The sequence below is a fragment of the Paenarthrobacter sp. CM16 genome, assembly GCF_013179505.1.
Classification (GTDB): domain Bacteria; phylum Actinomycetota; class Actinomycetes; order Actinomycetales; family Micrococcaceae; genus Arthrobacter.
Window position 1 is genome coordinate 1 of record NZ_JABMCX010000058.1, and the last position, 19423, is coordinate 19423.

The 19423-nt window shown below is 61.3% G+C and carries 21 protein-coding genes; 16 read left to right on the plus strand and 5 right to left on the minus strand.

Annotation, left to right across the window (positions count from 1 at the left end; genetic code table 11):
* Positions 1–288: 288 nt before the first annotated feature.
* Positions 289–699 (minus strand): four-helix bundle copper-binding protein, encoded by a 411-nt coding sequence (locus tag HP499_RS07205; RefSeq protein WP_172323296.1) that lies wholly within the window; start codon positions 697–699, stop codon positions 289–291.
* Positions 700–1567: 868 nt separating this feature from the next.
* On the opposite strand from HP499_RS07205, the gene HP499_RS07210 reads away from it, so the two are divergent.
* The gene (locus HP499_RS07210) at positions 1568–2494 is read left to right on the plus strand and encodes an ATP-dependent DNA ligase (RefSeq protein WP_309138348.1); all 927 of its coding nucleotides are present in this window, start codon (positions 1568–1570) and stop codon (positions 2492–2494) included.
* Here the strand turns inward: HP499_RS07210 and HP499_RS07215 are convergent.
* On the minus strand, positions 2455–3624 hold the full coding sequence (locus HP499_RS07215) for a TDT family transporter (protein ID WP_309138349.1): 1170 nt from the start codon (positions 3622–3624) through the stop codon (positions 2455–2457). The genes HP499_RS07210 and HP499_RS07215 overlap by 40 nt on opposite strands.
* A gap of 172 nt (positions 3625–3796) precedes the next feature.
* On the opposite strand from HP499_RS07215, the gene HP499_RS07220 reads away from it, so the two are divergent.
* On the plus strand, positions 3797–4042 hold the full coding sequence (locus HP499_RS07220) for a hypothetical protein (RefSeq protein ID WP_172323300.1): 246 nt from the start codon (positions 3797–3799) through the stop codon (positions 4040–4042).
* Between the two features lie 50 nt (positions 4043–4092).
* On the opposite strand, the gene HP499_RS07225 is transcribed toward HP499_RS07220, so the two are convergent.
* Positions 4093–5475, minus strand: a complete 1383-nt coding sequence (locus HP499_RS07225; protein ID WP_172323302.1) for an FAD-binding protein — start codon at positions 5473–5475, stop codon at positions 4093–4095.
* A gap of 333 nt (positions 5476–5808) precedes the next feature.
* Between HP499_RS07225 and HP499_RS07230 the strand changes: the two genes are divergently transcribed.
* The 13 genes from HP499_RS07230 (at position 5809) to HP499_RS07290 (ending at position 16076) form a co-directional block, all read left to right on the plus strand.
* Positions 5809–6309, plus strand: a complete 501-nt coding sequence (locus HP499_RS07230) for a helix-turn-helix domain-containing protein (RefSeq protein ID WP_172323304.1) — start codon at positions 5809–5811, stop codon at positions 6307–6309.
* 175 nt (positions 6310–6484) lie between these two features.
* Positions 6485–7054: a TetR/AcrR family transcriptional regulator gene (locus HP499_RS07235; protein WP_172323306.1), complete on the plus strand. Its 570-nt coding sequence runs from the start codon at positions 6485–6487 to the stop codon at positions 7052–7054.
* Positions 7055–7134: 80 nt separating this feature from the next.
* The gene (locus tag HP499_RS07240; RefSeq protein ID WP_172323308.1) at positions 7135–7977 is read left to right on the plus strand and encodes an alpha/beta fold hydrolase; all 843 of its coding nucleotides are present in this window, start codon (positions 7135–7137) and stop codon (positions 7975–7977) included.
* A 32-nt stretch (positions 7978–8009) separates the two neighbouring features.
* Positions 8010–8315: an EthD family reductase gene (locus HP499_RS07245; protein ID WP_172323310.1), complete on the plus strand. Its 306-nt coding sequence runs from the start codon at positions 8010–8012 to the stop codon at positions 8313–8315.
* A 48-nt stretch (positions 8316–8363) separates the two neighbouring features.
* Entirely contained in the window at positions 8364–9092 is a 729-nt protein-coding gene (locus HP499_RS07250) for a hypothetical protein (protein ID WP_172323312.1), read from the plus strand.
* 41 nt (positions 9093–9133) lie between these two features.
* Complete coding sequence (locus HP499_RS07255) at positions 9134–9781, plus strand: VOC family protein (protein WP_309138350.1); 648 nt, start codon at positions 9134–9136, stop codon at positions 9779–9781.
* Complete coding sequence (locus HP499_RS07260; protein WP_172323313.1) at positions 9778–11211, plus strand: NAD(P)/FAD-dependent oxidoreductase; 1434 nt, start codon at positions 9778–9780, stop codon at positions 11209–11211. Before HP499_RS07255 ends, HP499_RS07260 begins: the two co-directional genes overlap by 4 nt.
* A gap of 279 nt (positions 11212–11490) precedes the next feature.
* Positions 11491–11889 (plus strand): DUF3040 domain-containing protein, encoded by a 399-nt coding sequence (locus tag HP499_RS07265; protein WP_172323315.1) that lies wholly within the window; start codon positions 11491–11493, stop codon positions 11887–11889.
* 392 nt (positions 11890–12281) lie between these two features.
* Positions 12282–12713 carry a LexA family transcriptional regulator gene (locus HP499_RS07270; RefSeq protein WP_172323317.1) on the plus strand — a complete coding sequence of 144 codons (432 nt, stop codon included), beginning with the start codon at positions 12282–12284 and terminating at the stop codon, positions 12711–12713.
* 38 nt (positions 12714–12751) lie between these two features.
* Positions 12752–14050, plus strand: coding sequence for a Y-family DNA polymerase (locus tag HP499_RS07275; protein ID WP_172323319.1), 1299 nt, complete (start codon positions 12752–12754; stop codon positions 14048–14050).
* 28 nt (positions 14051–14078) lie between these two features.
* Positions 14079–14393: a hypothetical protein gene (locus HP499_RS07280; protein WP_172323321.1), complete on the plus strand. Its 315-nt coding sequence runs from the start codon at positions 14079–14081 to the stop codon at positions 14391–14393.
* Positions 14393–14671 carry a hypothetical protein gene (locus tag HP499_RS07285; protein WP_216659824.1) on the plus strand — a complete coding sequence of 93 codons (279 nt, stop codon included), beginning with the start codon at positions 14393–14395 and terminating at the stop codon, positions 14669–14671. Before HP499_RS07280 ends, HP499_RS07285 begins: the two co-directional genes overlap by 1 nt.
* A gap of 280 nt (positions 14672–14951) precedes the next feature.
* Positions 14952–16076, plus strand: coding sequence for an IS110 family transposase (locus tag HP499_RS07290; RefSeq protein ID WP_253951450.1), 1125 nt, complete (start codon positions 14952–14954; stop codon positions 16074–16076).
* 202 nt (positions 16077–16278) lie between these two features.
* On the opposite strand, the gene HP499_RS07295 is transcribed toward HP499_RS07290, so the two are convergent.
* Positions 16279–17106: a hypothetical protein gene (locus HP499_RS07295; RefSeq protein ID WP_172323322.1), complete on the minus strand. Its 828-nt coding sequence runs from the start codon at positions 17104–17106 to the stop codon at positions 16279–16281.
* Complete coding sequence (locus HP499_RS07300) at positions 17103–17615, minus strand: SLATT domain-containing protein (RefSeq protein WP_172323324.1); 513 nt, start codon at positions 17613–17615, stop codon at positions 17103–17105. Before HP499_RS07300 ends, HP499_RS07295 begins: the two co-directional genes overlap by 4 nt.
* A gap of 284 nt (positions 17616–17899) precedes the next feature.
* On the opposite strand from HP499_RS07300, the gene HP499_RS25450 reads away from it, so the two are divergent.
* Positions 17900–19228 (plus strand): helix-turn-helix domain-containing protein, encoded by a 1329-nt coding sequence (locus HP499_RS25450; RefSeq protein WP_172323326.1) that lies wholly within the window; start codon positions 17900–17902, stop codon positions 19226–19228.
* Positions 19229–19423 lie beyond the last annotated feature (195 nt).

The window sequence follows — 19423 nt, forward strand, 5'->3', positions numbered from 1 at the left end:
ATGACGCCGAATTTCACGTACATCCGTGCCGATCCATGGCCTTCGGTGTCGCGCCCAGTTTGGTTGTGCTGGGCGGTATTTGACATGCCTTCCGAGGGTTGTTCCATCTTCTTGCGCCCGCTTCCGACCGCTCCGTCAGGTCCGTTGCCGGGGTACTTTTCTACACTCATGAGGGAACTCCTTTCCAACCGGTGTCCCTTCGGGGGCCGTGTGGACGGCATCCGAAGGGTTTCACCGGGTTTTCGGGCCCGGGTTGATCAACAGGCCTCTTCTCATATGCCTTGCTGGTTAGCCAAGTGAGGACAGCAGCTCCTGGCATGCTGTCTCGCAACGGCGGCAGGCTTCTGCGCAGACCCGGCAGTGCTCATGCATTCCGGCGTGCCGTTCACATTCGTCACCACAGGCCTTGCAGGCAGTGCGACAGGCGTCCAGGACGGCGCGAGTGAGGTTGGCGTCATAGCCTGTGTGCCGGGACAAGACGTTGCCGGTCGCGGCGCAGATATCCGCGCAGTCCAGGTTGGTGCGGATGCATTTGGTCAGGTCTGCGACCATGTCTTCGCTCAGGCAGGCGTCAGCGCACGCGGTGCACATTTGGGCGCATTCGAAGCAGGCCTCGATGCACTGGGCGAGTTTTTCTTTGTCTACCCCGCCAAGATCCTGAGGGTAGGTATCGAGCATGGACTTTACATGGTGGGTCATTTCATTACTCCTCATATACATGGTGCACTGAAGCAGGTCAGCGCGGGCCAATGGGTATAGCTGGTGATCGCCGCAAGGGAGCGGCAGGAGGGAACTTCGTCCATCAGACCTTGGTTCCTTTACGTCCGGCTGATGGAGAGAGCAGTCAACGAGGGTCTGAGGTGTTCGGGACACACCAGAGTTTGTTCAAAACATTCCGGCGGTACGTAACTGCCCTCGATGATCGGTTTTCCGCTGGAAGCCGAACCTGTGGCAGGTTCCGGGGTGATGCGCTGTCCAGGGAGGATGGCCTCAGGTTGAGGCACAGGCTGACAGCAACAGGAACGATGGATCGGGATGCCGCTGCGGGTCTCCCCCGAAAGCGTCTTCAGGGCTGAGGCCACCGGACCGTGCAGATCTTCAGCCGTCGACGCCACAGGCGTTGCCGGGCTTGGGTCATGTTCCATCTGCAGGCACAAGACTGTCGAAGTGGCCAGGACAACCAGCAGTGATAAGGCCAGAATGATCCGTGCCAGCGCGTTTGCGGCGGCGAGTTGCTTGGCCGGTGCTGATAATCCAGGAATAGGAGGCCTCCGGTCCTGCGGATCAGTTCACCCCAACCTTAGTAAACAATCAGCATACTGACTAGTTGTGCTAGTCAGTATGCTGGAAGACTTATTAGGTGGCCCGGAACCGGGCACCTCCCGGCATCCGGGCTACAATGGCGAACAATCAGAGGCCAACAGATCGCGCAGAAATGACGAAGCGACTTCGTGTTCTGTCTCCGGGAAATTCACACGGTACGGCAAGCCAGCTTCGGAGTTGATGGCCTTACCCAAGTGAAACTGCCCAGCTTCCCTGCCTTTGATTGTCAAAAGACCAACACAAAGTGCAGTTAACAACCAGGGCGGTCCTTGTCGTGGACGCCGAATCCGTGACGCTCTGGTCCCGGCAGGGCAAAGAGCTCACGAGGGTGTTTCCTGATCTTGCCGCTGCCGCTGCAGCGCAGATCCCGCCAGGGTGCGTTATCGACGGTGAAGCCGTCATTTGGAACGGGGACCGTCTGGACTTCGACGCGTTGCAGCGCCGGATGGTCACGTCCCGGGCGGCGATGCTGGCTCTGGTTCACGAATTGCCGGCCTCTTTCGCGGCCTTCGACGTCCTGGCCGTCGCCGGGCAAGACATCAGGAGCGTGCCGTTCACCGGACGCCGGTCCTTGCTCGAGGAGCTTGCCCGCGAATGGACCGCCCCGCTGAACCTCTCCCCCACCACAACAGACCGGGAACTGGCACAGACCTGGCTGCGGGATTTACCAGCCACCGGCGTGGAAGGAATCGTGGTCAAGGGCGGAGCCCAGACCTACGAGCCCGGGGCCAGGGCGTGGTTGAAGGTCAAGCATAGGGACGTCTTGGACGTGGTGTGCGCGGCCGTCATTGGCCCGCTGAGCCAGCCGCAGGCGATCATCGCCGGGCTACCTCTTGATGGACAGCTGCGCATCGTCGGCCGCTCCACGGTGCTCTCAACGAAGATCGCTCGGGAGCTGGCGCGCCAGCTCCGCCCGGCGCAGCCCGGGCACCCGTGGCCGAAGGAAATCAGTGAATCCTCACTGAACAGATTCAGCAAGGATAAAGGCCTGGTTCACCTGACACTGATAGAACCGATCGTGGTTGAGGTAGCAGCCGACGTCGCGTGGTCCGGCAAATCGTTCCGACATCCACTTTCCATGCTTCGGGCGAGGCCCGAACTGGACCCTTCCGACGTCGAACTCACATCCGCTTATTCTTTAACTGCTGGTCGCACGCGAACGAAGAAGTGACTTTGAGTGGCAACGCTGAGCGGAAGTGGCTTGGCCGCTGACATCGTTAGTGCCGGCAAAGATGCTTTCCCTGCGGTGGCCAGTGCCTTCCGAGGCTGTGATTTTGCAGTTGGCTCCTTGTTCTCCTCGGGGCTTGCAGGAGTCGATCCGCGGAGCAGAGAGGCGATAGTAAGGCCAGCGATGATCAAGACAAAGGTGCTGGCCAGGGCCAGAATCGCCCACGCGTAGATTTCGCGGCCCGGAATGGCGGATGTGGTCAACCACCGGACTGCGTAGTTGCTGGTTGTCGCCACGGGGAACGTGAACACCCAGAACAGGGACGAAAAGGTCAGCTTGCGGTAGACCCCGATCAGAAGAACCTGCATGAGAATCATCATGACCAGCACCCCGGAGAGGCCCAACTGGAACGGACCGGCGCTGCCGGGATGTGCAATATGCCATGCAACGCTGGCCGTCGCCGGTGCGGCTAGGTAAGCCGACAACGCCGGAACGGCGGATGGCGGCAGAGGCCCGCCTGTCATCAGCCTGATCGTCACGACCGTTCCCAGGACAAGCCAGAAGAATGCGCCCACTCCAAAGGCAGCCAGAGCTACCTCAGGAGCGTGAACAGTTGTAAATCCGATGCTTGCGACGAAGGGGCCGGCCACCACTGGGAGGAAGTACCCGGGATGGATGGAATCCATGTTCACACCACCTGTAACCCAGTGGGCGAGCAGCTGCGTAGCGACGACGGCTAGAGCGGCGACAAGGGCGAAGAGAACCCATACGCCCACGGCTGGCAGATAGCCACTGTAGTGGGCCACAAGAAGGATCCCTACCAGCGGAATCAACGATGCAAACGGGCCACCTCCCGGATGCTTGAGGTCAGCCTGAAAGGCGCCCTTCCGGTTCAGTCCGCGCTTGAGGTAAGTGGCTGTCAGCACAACCCATAGGGCGCTGCTGACCCCGAAGAGAATCTCTTCCGGCCATACAGGGACCCCCAGCCCTGTCCTTGCCGCGGACCAAACACCTCCCAGCCCCGCCAAGCCGAGCGGGATTCCAAACAAGCCCAACGGCACCATTCCCCTCACTGTCTTCGAGGAGAGGAAACGGGTTGATGCTACGTCCGGTGCCGGCTGTGTCGTGCTCACTGCAGTCTCCTTCAATCCCGGCAAGCGGCGTCATTGCGTCTCCCACCGTCAGCGCATAAGCTTTCTTAAAGAAAGTAAAGAAGCTTTCTTGAAGAAAGTCAAGGGCCTTTGGTGGGCGGCCGGTTCTTCATCCGGTGGACCGGGCCGCCGCGCTGAGAATAGAAGGAGTTGGATGAGACACATATTCGCGGTCAGCCTGGCCGGCCTCGCACTGGCCAGTGGATGCGCCTTGGGGAGCAATGCTCCCGGGAGGGCTGCAGCCGCCGTCAAGGATGGTGCACGGAGGGAGACGCTTCCCCACGCTGCTTCAGAGGGGTTCACTGAGTACCTCTATGGGCCGGCCAGCGACCCCCCCGGCGGCGGCCCCTCAGTAACGGGCATGGTTGGAGCTTTTTCCGACGATGACCGGTTCCGCTGATAAGTTCGGCGGCGGCCGACGGGGGTAGACCGCGTCGGCCGCCTTCGACGTCAGCGGGTGAGCGTCTGGGCTGCTACATCGCCGCTGAATAGCCCTTTAGGGTCAACGCGCCGTCGAACCTCCCCCACTTTCGCGGCAACCCCGGCATCGAAGGATTTTTGCGGAGCATCGAATTGCTCCACAAAGGTGGGGACGGTCAGTCCTGTGTCCCATGGACCCATAGCCTTGCGCAAGGCGGATAACTGGTCCAGGACGGACGGGCCGGTGACCGGTCCGGCCAGGACTCCTACGCTAAGCGCGGCATACGACCCCGGCAGTGAGTTGACCACGCCGCCCCTGGGGTCGGGGACGGAAAAGGCTCCGCCGAGTTGGCGGAGTTCAACGGTGACCAGCGAGGACCCGGCGGTGGTTCCTGCAATGGACAGCAGCGCCTCCCGCCCCTCGGCGCCAAGGCGGGTGAGCATCTGGTGATCCGCATGGAATGGAAGCGGCTCCGGCGGATCCATGTGCGTTTCGGCAACGTCAGTGGGCACGCCGGCGTGCCACGTATCGAAGAGAGGTTGGGTACGCCGACGCAGCGGTTCGAGCAACTCGGCAGCTATCTCCGCCCCGGTCCGTCCCGCTTCATCAAGCACGGCGCCGTCAATACACACGACAGGTCCTGCGGTGAGCTGGGGTGGAATCCCCGGGACAGGTGGGAAACTCATCACCCGAAAAGCCGTTGAGGCCACCCATGGGGCCTTTTCCGCCCATTTTTCCCACGCCTCAAGCACGTAGGCCGCCTCGGACGCTGGCCAGAACGTAGCACCAGTGAACACTGCATCGGCTTCAATAAGGTCGATGGTCGCTGACACCACGACGCCAAATCCACCGCCGCCGCCCCGCAGCGCGTCGAAGAGTGCGCGGTCGTGACGGTGGTCCACCGTTACGACAGAGCCGTCGGCGGTGACCAGGGTAATGGAGGTAACCGAGTTCGAGGCAACACCGTAACGGCGGCCGTAAAGGCTCAGGCCTCCACCCAGGAGATATCCGATGGCACCGACCGAAGGTGATGATCCATGCAGGGGTGCCAGCCCGTGCGGGCTCGCGGCGGCAATGACTTCTCCCCAGGTCGAGCCGGCAGGGATGACCGCCGACTTCGCAGCCGGGTCAACGGATACCTCGCCCGCCATTCGCACCCGGATGAGCATGTCCTCATCGCAGAACGGAGCGGCGCCGCCGGCGGCATGGCCTGTGGCGTGCACTCTGACTTGGAGGTCCCGGGCCGAGGCCGCTGCAAGAATGGCCTGCACCTCGGGAATTGTCTTCACAGTTGCGGCGAAACCCGGAGAAATACTCGGGGCCAGGTTAAAACTGGTGGTGGCTTCGACATAGGCGTCCCCGCCAACGGCGGCCCACGCCAGGTCATCGTCGTTAAAAGTGGTTCGGTTCATGAGTCATGTCCTGTCGTATGGGTAAGTGGTTCACGCCTGGTGATGGCGAGGCTGCGGCGGCCCCGTGGGTCCGGAAGCGGCGGTTCGCTGGATAGCGGTGTAGCAGGAGTCGCCTTGCGGCTGGCATCAACCCTCGATTGCAGGGCTGACCACCTGCCCGTAAGAAGCAGAGACGCAATCGCGGGCCGCGAGGGAGCGTGACAGAGGGACTTGGTGTCGTCCGCACGTTCTTGCGGCACCCGTCATCCACTCATATACTTTCTTTAAGAAAGTAAACAGACTTGCTTGAAGAAAGTCAATTACGATTCAAGCAGGGCTTCAAGGGAGGAACTCATGCCATTACGTACAAGCTGGTCAGAAGATACATGCCCCATCGCACGAGCCGCAGATGTTCTTGGCGACCCATGGGCGGTGCTGGTGCTCCGGGAAATCTTCATGGGAAACAATCGGTTCGACGGCATCAAGAAGCAACTGGGCGTCGCCGACAAGGTCTTGAGCGATCGCATACGCCGCCTCAGCACCGCCGGCGTGCTCACAGCCGAGCCATACGGGGGCGGGGCAAGCCCCCGGAAGGAGTACCTGCTGACGGCAGCAGGTGTTGACGCATTACCTGTCCTGCATGCCCTGGCCGCCTGGGCGAAGAGCCATACCAAGGCACCCAGCGCGAATACGCTGCGGATCATCTGCACCGCCTGCGGCACGGAATCGCTCTCCGGTATCACCTGCCAGTCATGCGGGCGGGAAATGACAGCATCCGCAACTGCATGGAACCACCCCAAATCCCCCGACACCCTCATTGACCTCGGAAACGCAGCGAGGCCCGGCAGCCGGTAAGCACACCGGCGATCTGCAGCCGTGCGTTCGGCGATCTGCAGATGCCCCCGGAGGGGTCCTGAGCCGCCCAACCCAAGCTGTCGCGGATCACGTCCGATTGAATATCAATTCACCTATTGCCATTACTAGACGACCGGTCTATTCTATAGATATCACCCCGACCGAAGGATCAAAGATGAGCACGGGCACCAAGGATCGAATCGCCAGCACGGCACTTGATCTCTTTCACGCGAATGGATATTCGGCGACCGGGGTATCGGACATCACCCGGGCGGCCGGAGTCCCCAAGGGCTCCTTCTATCACTTCTTTGAAAGCAAGGAAGCTCTCGCCGCCGAAACGGTGAAGCTCTACGAAGCAACAATCAACTATGACCTGCTCGACAAGGGTTCGCCGTCCCCGCTGTCGCGGATCAAGGAACACCTGACCTTCATTACCACGATGGCCGAGCTGGATGACTTCCAGCGGGGCTGCCTGCTGGGTAACTTCTCAACCGAGATGCCCTCCCAAAGCGCAACCGTCACCGCGGCGGTCGAACGCTCACTCGAACTGTGGACCGGCAAGCTTGCGAAGGCAATTGCCCAGGCGCAAACTGAAAGGGAGATCTCCAACCACAGCGACCCGCGACGGCTCGCCGGCTTCATCATTGCTGGTTTCGAAGGCGCCGTCGCCCGTTCCAAGCTGACACGTTCACGGACGCCTCTCGACGGATTTTTGGAAACCGTCTGCTCCGACGTCTTGGCCTAAGCGCCGGCCCCTCCAGGCGTCGCCCCTTCTATCACCCAAGGTAGACGACCGGTCTACTACTTCTTTTGAAAGGCTGTTTCATGTCGCAATACACTGCCCCGAACCTCTTTATTGCAGGTGCCAACGGCACCACGTACGCCTACCGCCGGTTTGGCCAAGCAGGCACCACGCCCATCGTCTTCTTCCAGCACTTCCGCGGGAATCTCGATAACTGGGATCCAGCGCTCGTTGACGCGATCGCCGCCGAACGGGAGGTCATCCTGTTCGATGCCAGTGGAATAGCCCTCTCAACCGGAACGACCCCGGCAACCTTCAAGGACTTCGGCCACGATGCGCTGACCTTCATCGACGCTCTCGGCCTGGACCAAGCAGACCTCTTTGGCTTCTCCATCGGCGGGTATGTAGCACAGGAAGTCGCCCTGCAGCGCCCGGACCTGGTCCGCCGAATCATTCTGGCCGGTACCGGTCCTGAAGGCGGGGAAAACATGCACGGCTGGGCAGATGAACCCCACGCCCACGCAATGAAGGACGTCCAGGATGCCGAAGACATCCACTTCCTCTTCTTCAACCCCTCCCCTGAAAGCAGGAAGAAGGGCGAAGAGTTCGTCGGCCGCATCTTCACCCGGGCAGAAGACAGGGACGCCGATGTCTCCCTGGCAGCCCGGGACATCCAATCCGCCGCCATCATCGAATGGGGCATCCCGAATCCGGCCAGGCTGGACCGATTGACCTCGATCCAGGCACCCACCCTGGTAGCAAACGGGGACAACGACATCATGGTGCCCACCGCCAACTCCTACCTGTTGGCCGCTGCAATCCCGCATTCCGAACTCACCATCTATGCGAACGCCAACCACGGATTCCTCTTCCAGTACCCCCAAGAGTTCGCTGCTGAGGTTCTCGCCTTCCTGCAGAAGAACTAGCACCAACCCATCCCAACAGAAGGACAAAAGCAGTGCAGACGAAAATCACACTCATCATCGACAACCCGGAAGCACCAGAAGCATTCGAACACCACGTGCCGGCGCTGTTGGCCCTGGCAAAAGACCTCCCCGGCTTGGTCCGGACCGAGTCGGCAAAGGTCTGGCCCAAGGAGGACACCACCCCAACACCGGCCTACCGGACCCTGGACCTTTACTTCCCCGACTACGCGGCAGCTTCCCACGCCGTTACCACCGCCCAAGCAGGCGCGTTCTTCCAAAAGCTCACCGAAACTGGCGGCACATTCACCGGCCTCTTCTCTGAGCTCGACCACAACTAATTCACCCTGCCGCTTTCAATCCCCCAACAAACTCGAAAGAAGAAGATCATGAACGACCTCATCGAATTCATCCACGCCAAGCGAAATACCGCACCATCCTGGGACGGCGTCCGCAGCGTCTCGGCCAAGGTCCGAGTCCACGGCGTTTTCTGGCCTTTCAAGGGCCAGCCGGACCTGCTCGGAGACGTGACAGTCAAAGCCGACCTCACCCGGCAGCGCATCAGCATCACCCCCTTCGGGCCCGGCCGTACCCTGCATTTCGACGCTGCCCAAGACCTTGTGACCATCACCGACGAAACGGGCGAAGTGGTGGACAGCCTTTCGGCACCCCGCCGCAGCATGGCCGGTTACCTCGGAGACACACAGTGGTCACCGACCCAAATGGGCTACTTCATTTCCTACGCAACATGGACGTACCTGGCCGAACCGCAGCTCTTCACCCTCCCCGGAGTGAAGACACGCGAAATCGATCCCTGGTCCGAAGACGGAGAGACATGGCGCCGGCTCGAAGTGACCTTCCCGGATTCCATCCACAGCCACAGCAAGGTCCAGACCTACTACTTCGACTCTGAGACGGGCGAACAGCGGCGGATGGACTACGACGTCGAAGTCAACGGCTGGGCCGAAGTCGCCCATTACACCTCCGAACACAAAGACTTCCGAGGACTGACCGCCCCCACCCGCCGCCGTGTCCTCCTGCGCGATAAGGACAACAACGGCCTGCACAACTTCGCCGCAATCCTCCTGGATCTCCAGGATCTCCGACCCGCCAACTAGCCCCAGCCCGACCATCCAACCCACGCACAAGGAGCATCACAATGTCTGTCCCCACCACGGAAATCCTGAAGAACGCCCTCGACCAAGCCGCGACCGATCACGGCGTCTACGAGGCCACCGTCCTGGGCGGTGTCCACGACGTCGAGTGGCCCACCTGGTACGCCGACCACATGAGCCAAGCACTGGCCAATGACGGCTACAACCTGGCCCTGGCGGCAGAAGAGAAGCCCAAGGAAACCAGCACCCTGGAACTGAAACTAGAAGTCCTCGTACTTCCCGTCACCGACGTCGACCGGGCCAAGGACTTCTACGAGAAAGCTGGCTTCCGCTTGGACGCGGACTTCAACATCAGCGAGAACTTCAGAATCATCCAGCTCACCCCGCCCGGTTCGGAAATGTCCATCATCTTCGGCAAGGGCGTCACGGAATCTGCACCCGGCTCGGTCCAGAACCTCCACCTCATCGTCAAGGACATCGTCGCCGCACAGGCAGAACTACACCGTCGCGGGATCGACATCAGCGAAGTCTGGCATGACGCCGACGGGCTCTTCCACCAACCCGGCGGACGGAACCGCGTCAGTGGCCCATCCCCGGACAGGTCAGACTACGGCTCCTTTGCATCCTTCAGCGACCCGGACGGCAACGGCTGGTTCCTTCAGGAAGTCCTCACCAGGGCGCCCGGACGATGAGCGACCACGGGTCCGCAGAATATGACCTGATCATCCTTGGCGGCGGCGCAGTCGGAGAAAACATCGCCGACCGCGCCGTCCAAGGCGGCCTCACAGCCGTCATCGTGGAGAACGAACTCGTCGGCGGAGAATGCTCCTACTGGGCGTGCATGCCCTCCAAAGTCCTGCTGCGCTCCACCCAAGCTCTTCGCGCAGCCCGCCAACTCCCGGGTGCCGCCGAGGCTGTCACAGGGCAGCTCAACATTGAAGCAGTTCTGGCACGACGGGACTACTACACCAGCAACTGGTCAGACGCCGGACAGGTCCAATGGCTCGACAGCGCCGGGATTGGCCTGATCCGGGGCCACGGCCGTATCACCGGAACCAAGCGGGTCACTGTCACCGCCGCTGACGGGTCAACCAGGGAAATCACCGCCCGGCATGCCGTGGCAGTGGCGACCGGGTCAGGTGCCCTTGTCCCCGACATCGAAGGGCTGGCAGATGCGCAACCTTGGACAAGCCGGGAAGCCACCAGCATCAAGACAGTGCCTGAAAGCCTCGCTATCATCGGCGGAGGCGTCGTCGCCACCGAGATGGCGGCAGCGTTTGCCGGATTCGGGACGGAAGTGACCTTGATTTCCCGCAGCGGTCTCCTGACCACCATGGAACCGTTCGCCGGTGAGCAAGTCGGCGCCGCACTCCGAGATCAAGGCGTCAACCTGCTCCTGGACACCAAAACGACCAGCGTCCACCGCAACGGGAACGCCGTCACGGTCGAAACCAGCGACGGTCAAACCATCACGGCACAGGAAGTGCTCGTCGCAACCGGCCGCACACCCAACACCGGCGACGCCGGGCTTGGCAGTGTAGGGCTCACCCCAGGCGAGTGGATCGAGACGGACGACACCTTGCGGGTTCCCGGCCATAACTGGCTCTACGCCGCAGGCGATGTAACGAACCGGGCACTGCTCACCCACCAGGGCAAGTACCAGGCCCGGGCTGTAGGCGACGTCATCGTCGCCAGGGCAACAGGGGCAGCAGTGGATGCCGCCCCGTGGGGCCGACATGTTGCAACAGCCGACCACGCAGCAGTACCACAGGTCACCTTCACAGATCCCGAAATTGCCTCTGTTGGACTGACCGCCCATGCTGCCGCAAAGGCCGGTTACGACATCCGCGTTGTCGACTACGAAATAGGAAACGTGGCCGGCGCCGGCCTACACGCCGAAGGCTACAAGGGCACCGCCCGAATGGTGGTCGATGAAGCACGGAAAGTCGTCCTGGGCGTCACCTTCGTAGGTCCCGACGTCAGTGAACTGCTACACGCAGCAACCATCGCAATCGTCGCCGAGATCCCCTTGGACAGACTCTGGCACGCTGTCCCCGCGTACCCGACCGTGAGCGAAATATGGCTCCGCCTCCTGGAGACCTACGGGCGAGAAACCCGCTAGCACCCCGGACTCCCCACGGCTCCCCAGCCGGTCGAGGGCAGGACATCTAACCGCTCCACAGGAGTGAATAGTCCTTCCTCGACCGGCGCGGAGCCACCAAAAGCTCAAACCGCGCCAGCGATAGCTGTGCTCCACCGCCCTCTGGATGAACAAGAGAGAAGACCCAATGGCAATCCGCCATTCAGACACAACCACCAAACACCCGCTTCGAATCAGACACTTCTGGACCCCCGGGTGTGCATCGGCTCCCTTGACGCCTGGATCAGGCAGGAGCAACTAATGGCACTCACCGACCACGAGCAGAAGATGCTCAATCAACTCGAGCAGCAATTCAAGCAGGACGACCCCGAGTTCGCCAAAGTAATGGAACCAGAGCCAGTCGCCCCCACATCTGTCCTCACTATCGTCGGCGGCGTCCTCATCACGATTGCAGGCTTCGTAATCCTCTTCCTGGGCGTCGGCCTGCAAAACCCCGCAGCCAATATCCTCGTCGGCCTCTCCGGTTTTGCCGCCATGGTGGCAGGACTCTACGTCGCCACGAGAAAACTGAACCTCCGGAGGACATCTCAGCCGAAGACGGCCGAAACAAAGCATGAGACCACGCGCGCGCCGAAACAAGCACCCAAAGACGGCTACAGCAGCGCTGCTTGGTGGGCGATTATGTTCCCGTGGGTCTAAGAAGACCAGCGAGATCTTGCTAATCAGTGTCAGCAAGGGCAGTGATTCACCATAACAATGATTGGGTCACTGCTATGAACGCCGAAGCATCACATCTGCACTGACTGCCCTCCGGCGGAGCAAGAATACCTACTCCTTTGCACAATGGACTCCGCCAGTTGCGAGCCCGCAGCTGGACCCCGCAGACGTCGGACTCCCACCGCATGTCCGAACCTGGTACCCCTCCGCTTTGCGCTGGACGGGTTGTGCCCACTGGGGTCAGGTGGAGCCCTCCGCATAGCTCAAAGCTGTCCCCTATTGGCGTGCAAGCCGTCCGCGCCGCCCCGACGGCTAAATTGTCCGGCCGCTGCAGTACAGTGGATTCGAAGACATATTCGAATAAAGGGCGTGTTGTGGGCGTGATCGTTGGCCCCCGGGTGATAGATGCGGGACTCTCTCTGGAGACGGCGTTGCTGGCACCGGTTGCGGTGGCCGCCGGCTATCCCTCGCCCGCCCAGGACTACTTTGACGGCCGGATCGACCTCAACGAGCACCTGGTCAAAGACGTCACCAGCACCTTCATCGTCCGGGTCACCGGGCAGTCCATGGAGCGGGCCGGGATCAGCGACGGTGACGAGCTGGTGGTGAACCGGGCAATGGAACCCAAAGACGGTTCCGTGGTGGTGGCGGTCCTGGACGGAGAACTGACGATCAAACGGCTGCGGATTACGCCCTCGGGCGTGGTCCTGCAGGCGGACAACCCATGCTTCCCCGATATCGAGGTTCCGACCTTGTCGGAACTGACGATTTGGGGTGTGGCCACGAGGTGCCTGCACCATGTGTAACGCGCGCTTTTCCGTTAAACGGGAACTCGGCAGCCGCAATGTCTAAGCCCGCGGTGATGCGCCGGATGCAGGAGATCGCGCACGTGGACGTGAACTGCTTTTACGCCTCCGCCGAGCGAGCATTCAACCCTTCCTTGGAGGGCAAGCCGGTCATCGTGCTCTCCAACAATGACGGCTGCGCGGTCACCCGCTCACCCGAAGCCAAACGCCTCGGGATCGGGCTGGGCGATCCGTGGTTCAAGCTCCGGCCCCGGGCCAAGGAATGGGGTCTCGTGGCCCTGTCGAGCAACTACGAGCTGTACGGGGACATATCCGCCAGGGTAATGGAGCTGCTGGGCCGCTATTCGGCCTGGCTGGAGGTCTACTCCATCGATGAGGCATTCCTTGGCGTCAAAGGTGAACCGGACGAACTGCTGGCCTTGGGCCGAACGATGAAGGCCGCGTGCCGGCGGCACGTCGGCGTGCCAGTCTGCGTCGGGATCGCACCCACGAAGACCCTTGCCAAACTTTGCAACAAATGGGCAAAAAACAACCCGACCTTCAACGGTGTCTGCCGGTGGGAGTCAGTGCCGGCCGAGCAGCGCGAAGCGCTGATGGCCAAGCTGTCCGTAATCGAAATCTGGGGCGTGGCCACCAGGCTCACCAAACGCCTGAACGCGATGGGGATCTTCACTATCGCTGACCTGACCCGCGCGAACCCGGTCGCTATCCGGGACAAGTTCTCCATCGTCATGATGCGCACCGTCTTGGAACTACAAGGCACCCCGTGTATCCCGATGGAAGAGGAACGGATCGGCCGAGACCAGCTGATCTTCTCCCGGTCCTTCTCCACACCCATCACCACAACCGCGGGGTTGCGGCAGGTAATGAGCGTGTACGCGCAAATGGCCTCCGCACGCCTGGCCAAACACGACCTGCAAGCCAAAGTGCTGACCGCGTTCGCCGCGACGTCGCACTTCAACCCCAACGAAAAATCCTTCCCCTCGGTGTGCCTGGCGCTGCCGATGCCGACCGCTGACCCGGTGTTGCTGACCCGGGCAGCCCACGCACTGCTCCCCCAGGTCCATGAGGGTGTGAAGTACGTCCGGGCCGGGATCATGGTCACCGACCTTCGCCCGTCCGGGAACCAGAACCCCTTGGAACTGTTCGAGAACCCGCACGAAGAACGCGGCATCGGAATCCTGCTCGAAGACGTGGCCAAACGGTACGGCCGCGGATCCATCGGGCTGGGCCATGCCGGGATCAAGGGCGGCCCGGACTGGTCAATGAAACGCGACATGCTCTCCCCCAGGTACATCACCCACTGGGACGAACTCCCCCTCGTCAAGGCCGCCTGACCGGCGCCAAGGTAAGAAAGGAAACGCAATGACACTTGCACCCGAATCCCCCACCACCGGCCATGCCGTCGATATCCGGTTCAGCCCCGACGGCACACCGTTGGCGATCCGTCACGACGGAAGGATCTGGATGGTCGATCCCGACGTCCACACCGCTCACTGGTTCACCAGAAACGCATGGTGGGAAACCAGGGCACGGGCCGCCATCGGCACCGGCGATCTGGTCAGTGTCGAACACTGGCAAGTCCAAGCCAAACTACCCTCTGCCAACGCCGAACTGCGCACGTTCACGCTGCGGCGGGAACCAATGGCCACCGTGTGGCAGCTCGAATCCATCAACTAATGCCGGTCGACCTGTACCGCTCCCCGGTCCCTGAGCAGTTGTGGGAGCGGATCCGCAACGAGTTCCACCTGCCCAGCCTGGAACAAGTCCGCGAACGACTCTCAGCCGTGCACGAGGATCCCGAACCAGTCATGCAACAGCTCGTCCGGATCTTCCTGGACGGGGGGACATATTGCCCTGGTTACCAGTTCCGGCCTGATCAGACTTTGGAGCCGGTCGTGGTGGCGCTCTTCGAGCGGGCCATGGAGCTGCGGATCCCCCATAACTGTGAGTCTTGACGGTGGCTGGTCTGGGACTGGCTGGCAGGATGGATGCAGGCCGTCCGCCCTGTGGAGATGACTCACCCCACAACTGACCCGCACGGTGTCTTCAAGTAGATTTGTCTCTCCATTGGGGTGGTCCGGCCGGCACCTGTCCTGCCCACCTCGGTAGCTTGATCAGAAGATTGTCCACCCCTTTTGCGGGGCGTGACCCATCACAGTGCTGTTCCTTGGTGACCTCAACCCGGACTGGTACCGGCCGCCCACGGCCATGACCACGTGAAGAGGAAAGGTACCAATGACCGTAATGTCTATCGTCGCGCATACCCATCCATTTGTCGTCGGTGTCGACACACACGCCCGTAACCACGTATACGCGATCCTCGCCGCAAATACCGGCGCCCTGCTCGAATCCCGGGATTTCCCAGCTACCGGGGCCGGGATCAACCGGGCGATCGACTGGGTCGCCCGCCGCACCGGCGGTAATGCCGATACTCTCTGGGTGATCGAAGGTGCCGCGTCCTACGGGGCGATCCTTGCCGGCACCGTGGCCACCCACGGCTTTCCTGTGGCCGAGGCACCGCGCATGGATGCCAGGAAGCGCCGTGGGGTGGGCAAGACCGATGCCTTGGACGCCCACCAGATCGCCAGTTCCACCCTGCCACTGCCGGTGGACAAGCTTCGCCGTCCCCGCCTTCACGACGGGGTTCGCCAGGGCGTGAGGATTCTGGTGACAGCGCGGGGATCCATGAGCAAGGACCGCACCCGGTCGATCAATGCACTCAACGCCCTGGTGCGCGGCAATGACCTGGGCATCGACGCCCGCAAGAAGCTCACCGGCGCCCAGATCACCGAGGTCTCAAAGTGGCGGTCCCGGGAGGAAGAACTCTCGCTGTCCATCGCCCGCGCCGAGGCCGTTCGGCTGGCTAGACACATCCTGGCCCTCGATGAGCAGCTCACCGTAAACGAGAACCAACTCGATGAGCTGGTCAAGGCCAGCGAGGCCGCACCCTTGCTCGAGGAGACAGGGTTCGCAGCGATCAGCGCCGCGAAGTGCCTCACCGCGTGGTCGCACGAAGGAAGAGTCCGCAATGAGGCAGCATTCGCATCCCTGGCCGGGGTGAATCCCATACCCGCATCATCCGGGAACACGGTCAGACACCGACTGAACCGGGGCGGAGACAGATCACTGAACAGTGCCCTGCACATGGTCTCGGTCACCAAAATGACCCATGACGCCAAAACTCGTGACTACGCCGAAAAACGACGCGCCCAAGGGCGAACCAACAAGGAAATACGCCGCTGCGTCAAGCGCTACCTCGCACGCCATATCTACCGCACGCTCAAAGCCTCAGCCACAGCAAGAGCAACAGCAATGATGGTCCCCTCCCCCGCCCTGCAGGGACACGACCCGTGGACCTAAGGACACGGAATGCATAGCCCCAAGCCGTCCGGAGCCGCCCTCGGGCTACTGGCACTTGACGATCAATAGGGCAGCGCTCCCGACGGTAAGACAAGTCATGTCGACGCCTGGGCGTATGAGGAAGCCAAAGCTGCGGCCGAAGCTCGGATCCAAGAAGGCTCCAAAGCCATCGCAATCCGCAGAGCCTAACCACAAGTGACGGTTAGGCTTCAAAAAGTATCTCCAAGGCTTTTCGGGCCAGTTCATCGTTCTTATCCAGATGGCACTCGCGAGCCAGCCGTGAAGCCCTCGCTGCGATGTCTACGGCTTCGACCGCTCTGGATTTGTCCGATGAAGAGCATGCAATAATTCTTCGACCTTCAAAAAGGCTCGGATCGTTCATGTCGGCAAGCCCGGAGCCGTGGAGTTCATCGAAGAACCCTGCCAAGTCCCACAACACCAAATAGGGTTTGTGCTCACGCAAGTACTTGGCCGCTCTCATCTCTAGATAGAGAGATGAAATGGGAACTCTGCGTTGATATTTCCATTCCTTAAGAAGACGGATGAATTTTTTGGCCTCCGGAACCTGGTCCCGGGTCTGGTTGACGTACTCGTTGTGCTTAAGTGGATTGCTTCTGATCCATCCGTTTCCCTGCGGATCCGGGATCAGATAGTCGCCATCCCAACTAATGTGCGCTGGTGTTAACTCGACATCTGGTGCCTCAGCAAAAGAAATGGCAACAGCCGGCCTCGTGACACGCACCCACGTGCCGGGGAACCGCACGGCTAGTGACTTTCGTAGGGTTTCAAGGTCCGTTGCGCTAGCGTTAGGGCGGCTCCCGGGCATTGAGGCGAAGTAGTCAACATCGCTCCAGGGGGCCGCTGCGGTCCCATGAGACCACGACCCAGTTTCAAATACTCGTAGGATCCCGAGGTCCTCACTAAGCCACGCGTCGATACTGGCTCGGTTCAAGCTGGCCTTGCGCCGGCTCTCCGCCGACGGAGTGGCAGTTGCAATAACAAACTCAAGATAGGCGGCCGCTGTCGTCATTCCACGTCCACAGCGTAGGTTTGGCCGCCTTGTTCTCTGTTTTTCTGACCTCTAACGTATGCGAACCTGGGAATGGCATCGGCCGATTTGTTGATCGCGTCGGTCCTGGAAGCCAGCTTTTCGAGCATCTCCCTAGCGTTTGTAGGTACGGCAGGAATGTCGAGCAACGCCAGTCTTCGTGCCGCGGATTGGACGGCAAGGTACTCGTTGGCGCTCGTTTGCGCCTTCTCTGCCTTTTTATCTGGCCGCAGCGTTGCATGCGTTGCGGCGGTAACGGCCGCCGCGAGGGCCAGAATGCCTGAGAGCGTCTGCAGGCCATCTGAAGCGAACGTCAGGACTCCAGCTACTCCGCTAGATGCCGTTGTAAATCCACCCAGCATCCAGTTGGAAGCACGCCACGCTTTAGCGGCTTCGAATTGCCCTTGAGCAGACGACTCGGCACTCTCTTGAAGCCGCCTCGCCTCATCCACGTAGGCCTGATGCGGGACGAGTGGTGTGGACGAATTCATTCCCCAATCCTAGGTGCGCCTATTTCACTTGGTTGACTCACGCACCGCAGCATGTCACCGCATCATGGTTTTGAGTCCAGACGAGATGATTCGCCAACACCGGACCATGCGGCCCCGTTGCCCCCGAGCGTCCCAACGGCACTCTGCACCCCGGTTGGTTGGAGTCCTCGCCGCCGTAAGAGGGACAGTGGCGCTAAGCTTCTGGCTGATGCCCAACTCTTACGGCCCGGCGCGGATGCAGGTCGTGGGGTGGGTGCTTATTCGTTTTGTAGAGGATGTGGGACGTGCCCGGCAATGACGCTGATGCCACCGATGCTGATCTGTGGCTTCAAAGGCTTCACCCGATTCCCGGTGTTGCGATTCCGGAGCCTGCTAGTCGGCCGACGACGGTAGCGGACGCTGTTGAGAGGCTCGGCAAGGGCCCGGTCGAGTGGGCCTGCCAGGTCGGGTACGCGATGACGGAGAGGATCATTGCGGAGATCCCTGACTTTGGTGGCGGCCCGGAGCAGTTTGAATCGCTGCGGATGGGCCCGGAGTCCTCAGTTATCCGTTCGTTGATCTGGATTAGCAGCAAGGGTGAGGGCCTGCCTGCCATCACGGAGGAAGCTCTGCGCGGCGACGTTGATTTTGTCCGTCGGGGCATTTCTCTGGACAAGGTTTTGCGGGGTGTGCGTCTGGGGCACGCGCAAATGACCAAAGCATTCCTGGATTCATGCCGGGAGCTGGTACCTGAGGCGGAGCGGGTCGAGCAGATGCAGATCATTTCCGAGAACTTGTTCCGCTACATCGATGACTTTTCCGGTGAAATGGCAGCGACGTACCTCTCGGAGCGGGAGCGTTGGACCGTGAGCGCGGCGGCGGCCAAAGCGGAAATCATCCGTCATGTGTTGGATGGCAGCCGTGCCGATAGAGCAGAGGCGAGCCGTCAACTCGGGTATGACCTCTCCCGTCAGCACGTCGCACTGACGTTGTGGTTTGATCCGGTGAGGAACAGCGCCGACACCCCCGAACTTGAAGCCGCTGCCATGGATGCCCTCGCCCGGATGGGTGCGACCAAGACGCTGGTCATGCCGGTTGGCGGTGGAAGGGTGTGGGCTTGGGGCAGCCGCGCCAGTTTCCCGTCCCGGCCCACCGCAGGTGACTACAGGCCGGCGAAGGCGGACGTGCGAATGGCCGTCGGGACACCCGGGGAAGACATTGCCGGTTTCCGGCGGTCCCATCGCGAGGCGAAAGCGGCCGAGCAGACGTTCAGGATGATCAGCCGGCCGGCGGGTTGGGATGCCTACTATGCTGACCTTGCAATCGCGTCTTTGTTGTCCGCTGACATGGACGCTGCCAAAGATTTCGTAGTGAGGGAGCTTGGGGTTCTGGCCAAGGACAACGCCAACGCCGCCGATCTACGGTCCACTGTGCTGTGCTACCTGGAGGAAGAAAGCTCCCCGCATGCCGCAGCGCAGCTTCTATTCGTTTCCCGCAATACGGTGGCGTACCGGGTAAAACGTGCCAGTGAACTGCTGGGGTATGACATCGCCGAACGGCGGTTCGAGCTCCAGACAGCCCTGGTTCTGGCTGACGTCTTCGGCTCCCAGGTCCTTGTGGCTGAAGGCCAGTAACAGAACCCTCTCCACCTGTACGACAAAAGAGGGGCAGAGCCTAAGTGCGGCTCCGCCCCTCTTTTGCAGGGATCGGTTAGATCAGTGGAGTGACTTGCTCCTTCACCCCAAGCAGTGCGCGCCCGTAGGCTTCACTGGCAATGGCCGGGTTGACCACGGCGTGGCGGGAGCCCGTTTCCAGGTCGCGCCACTTCT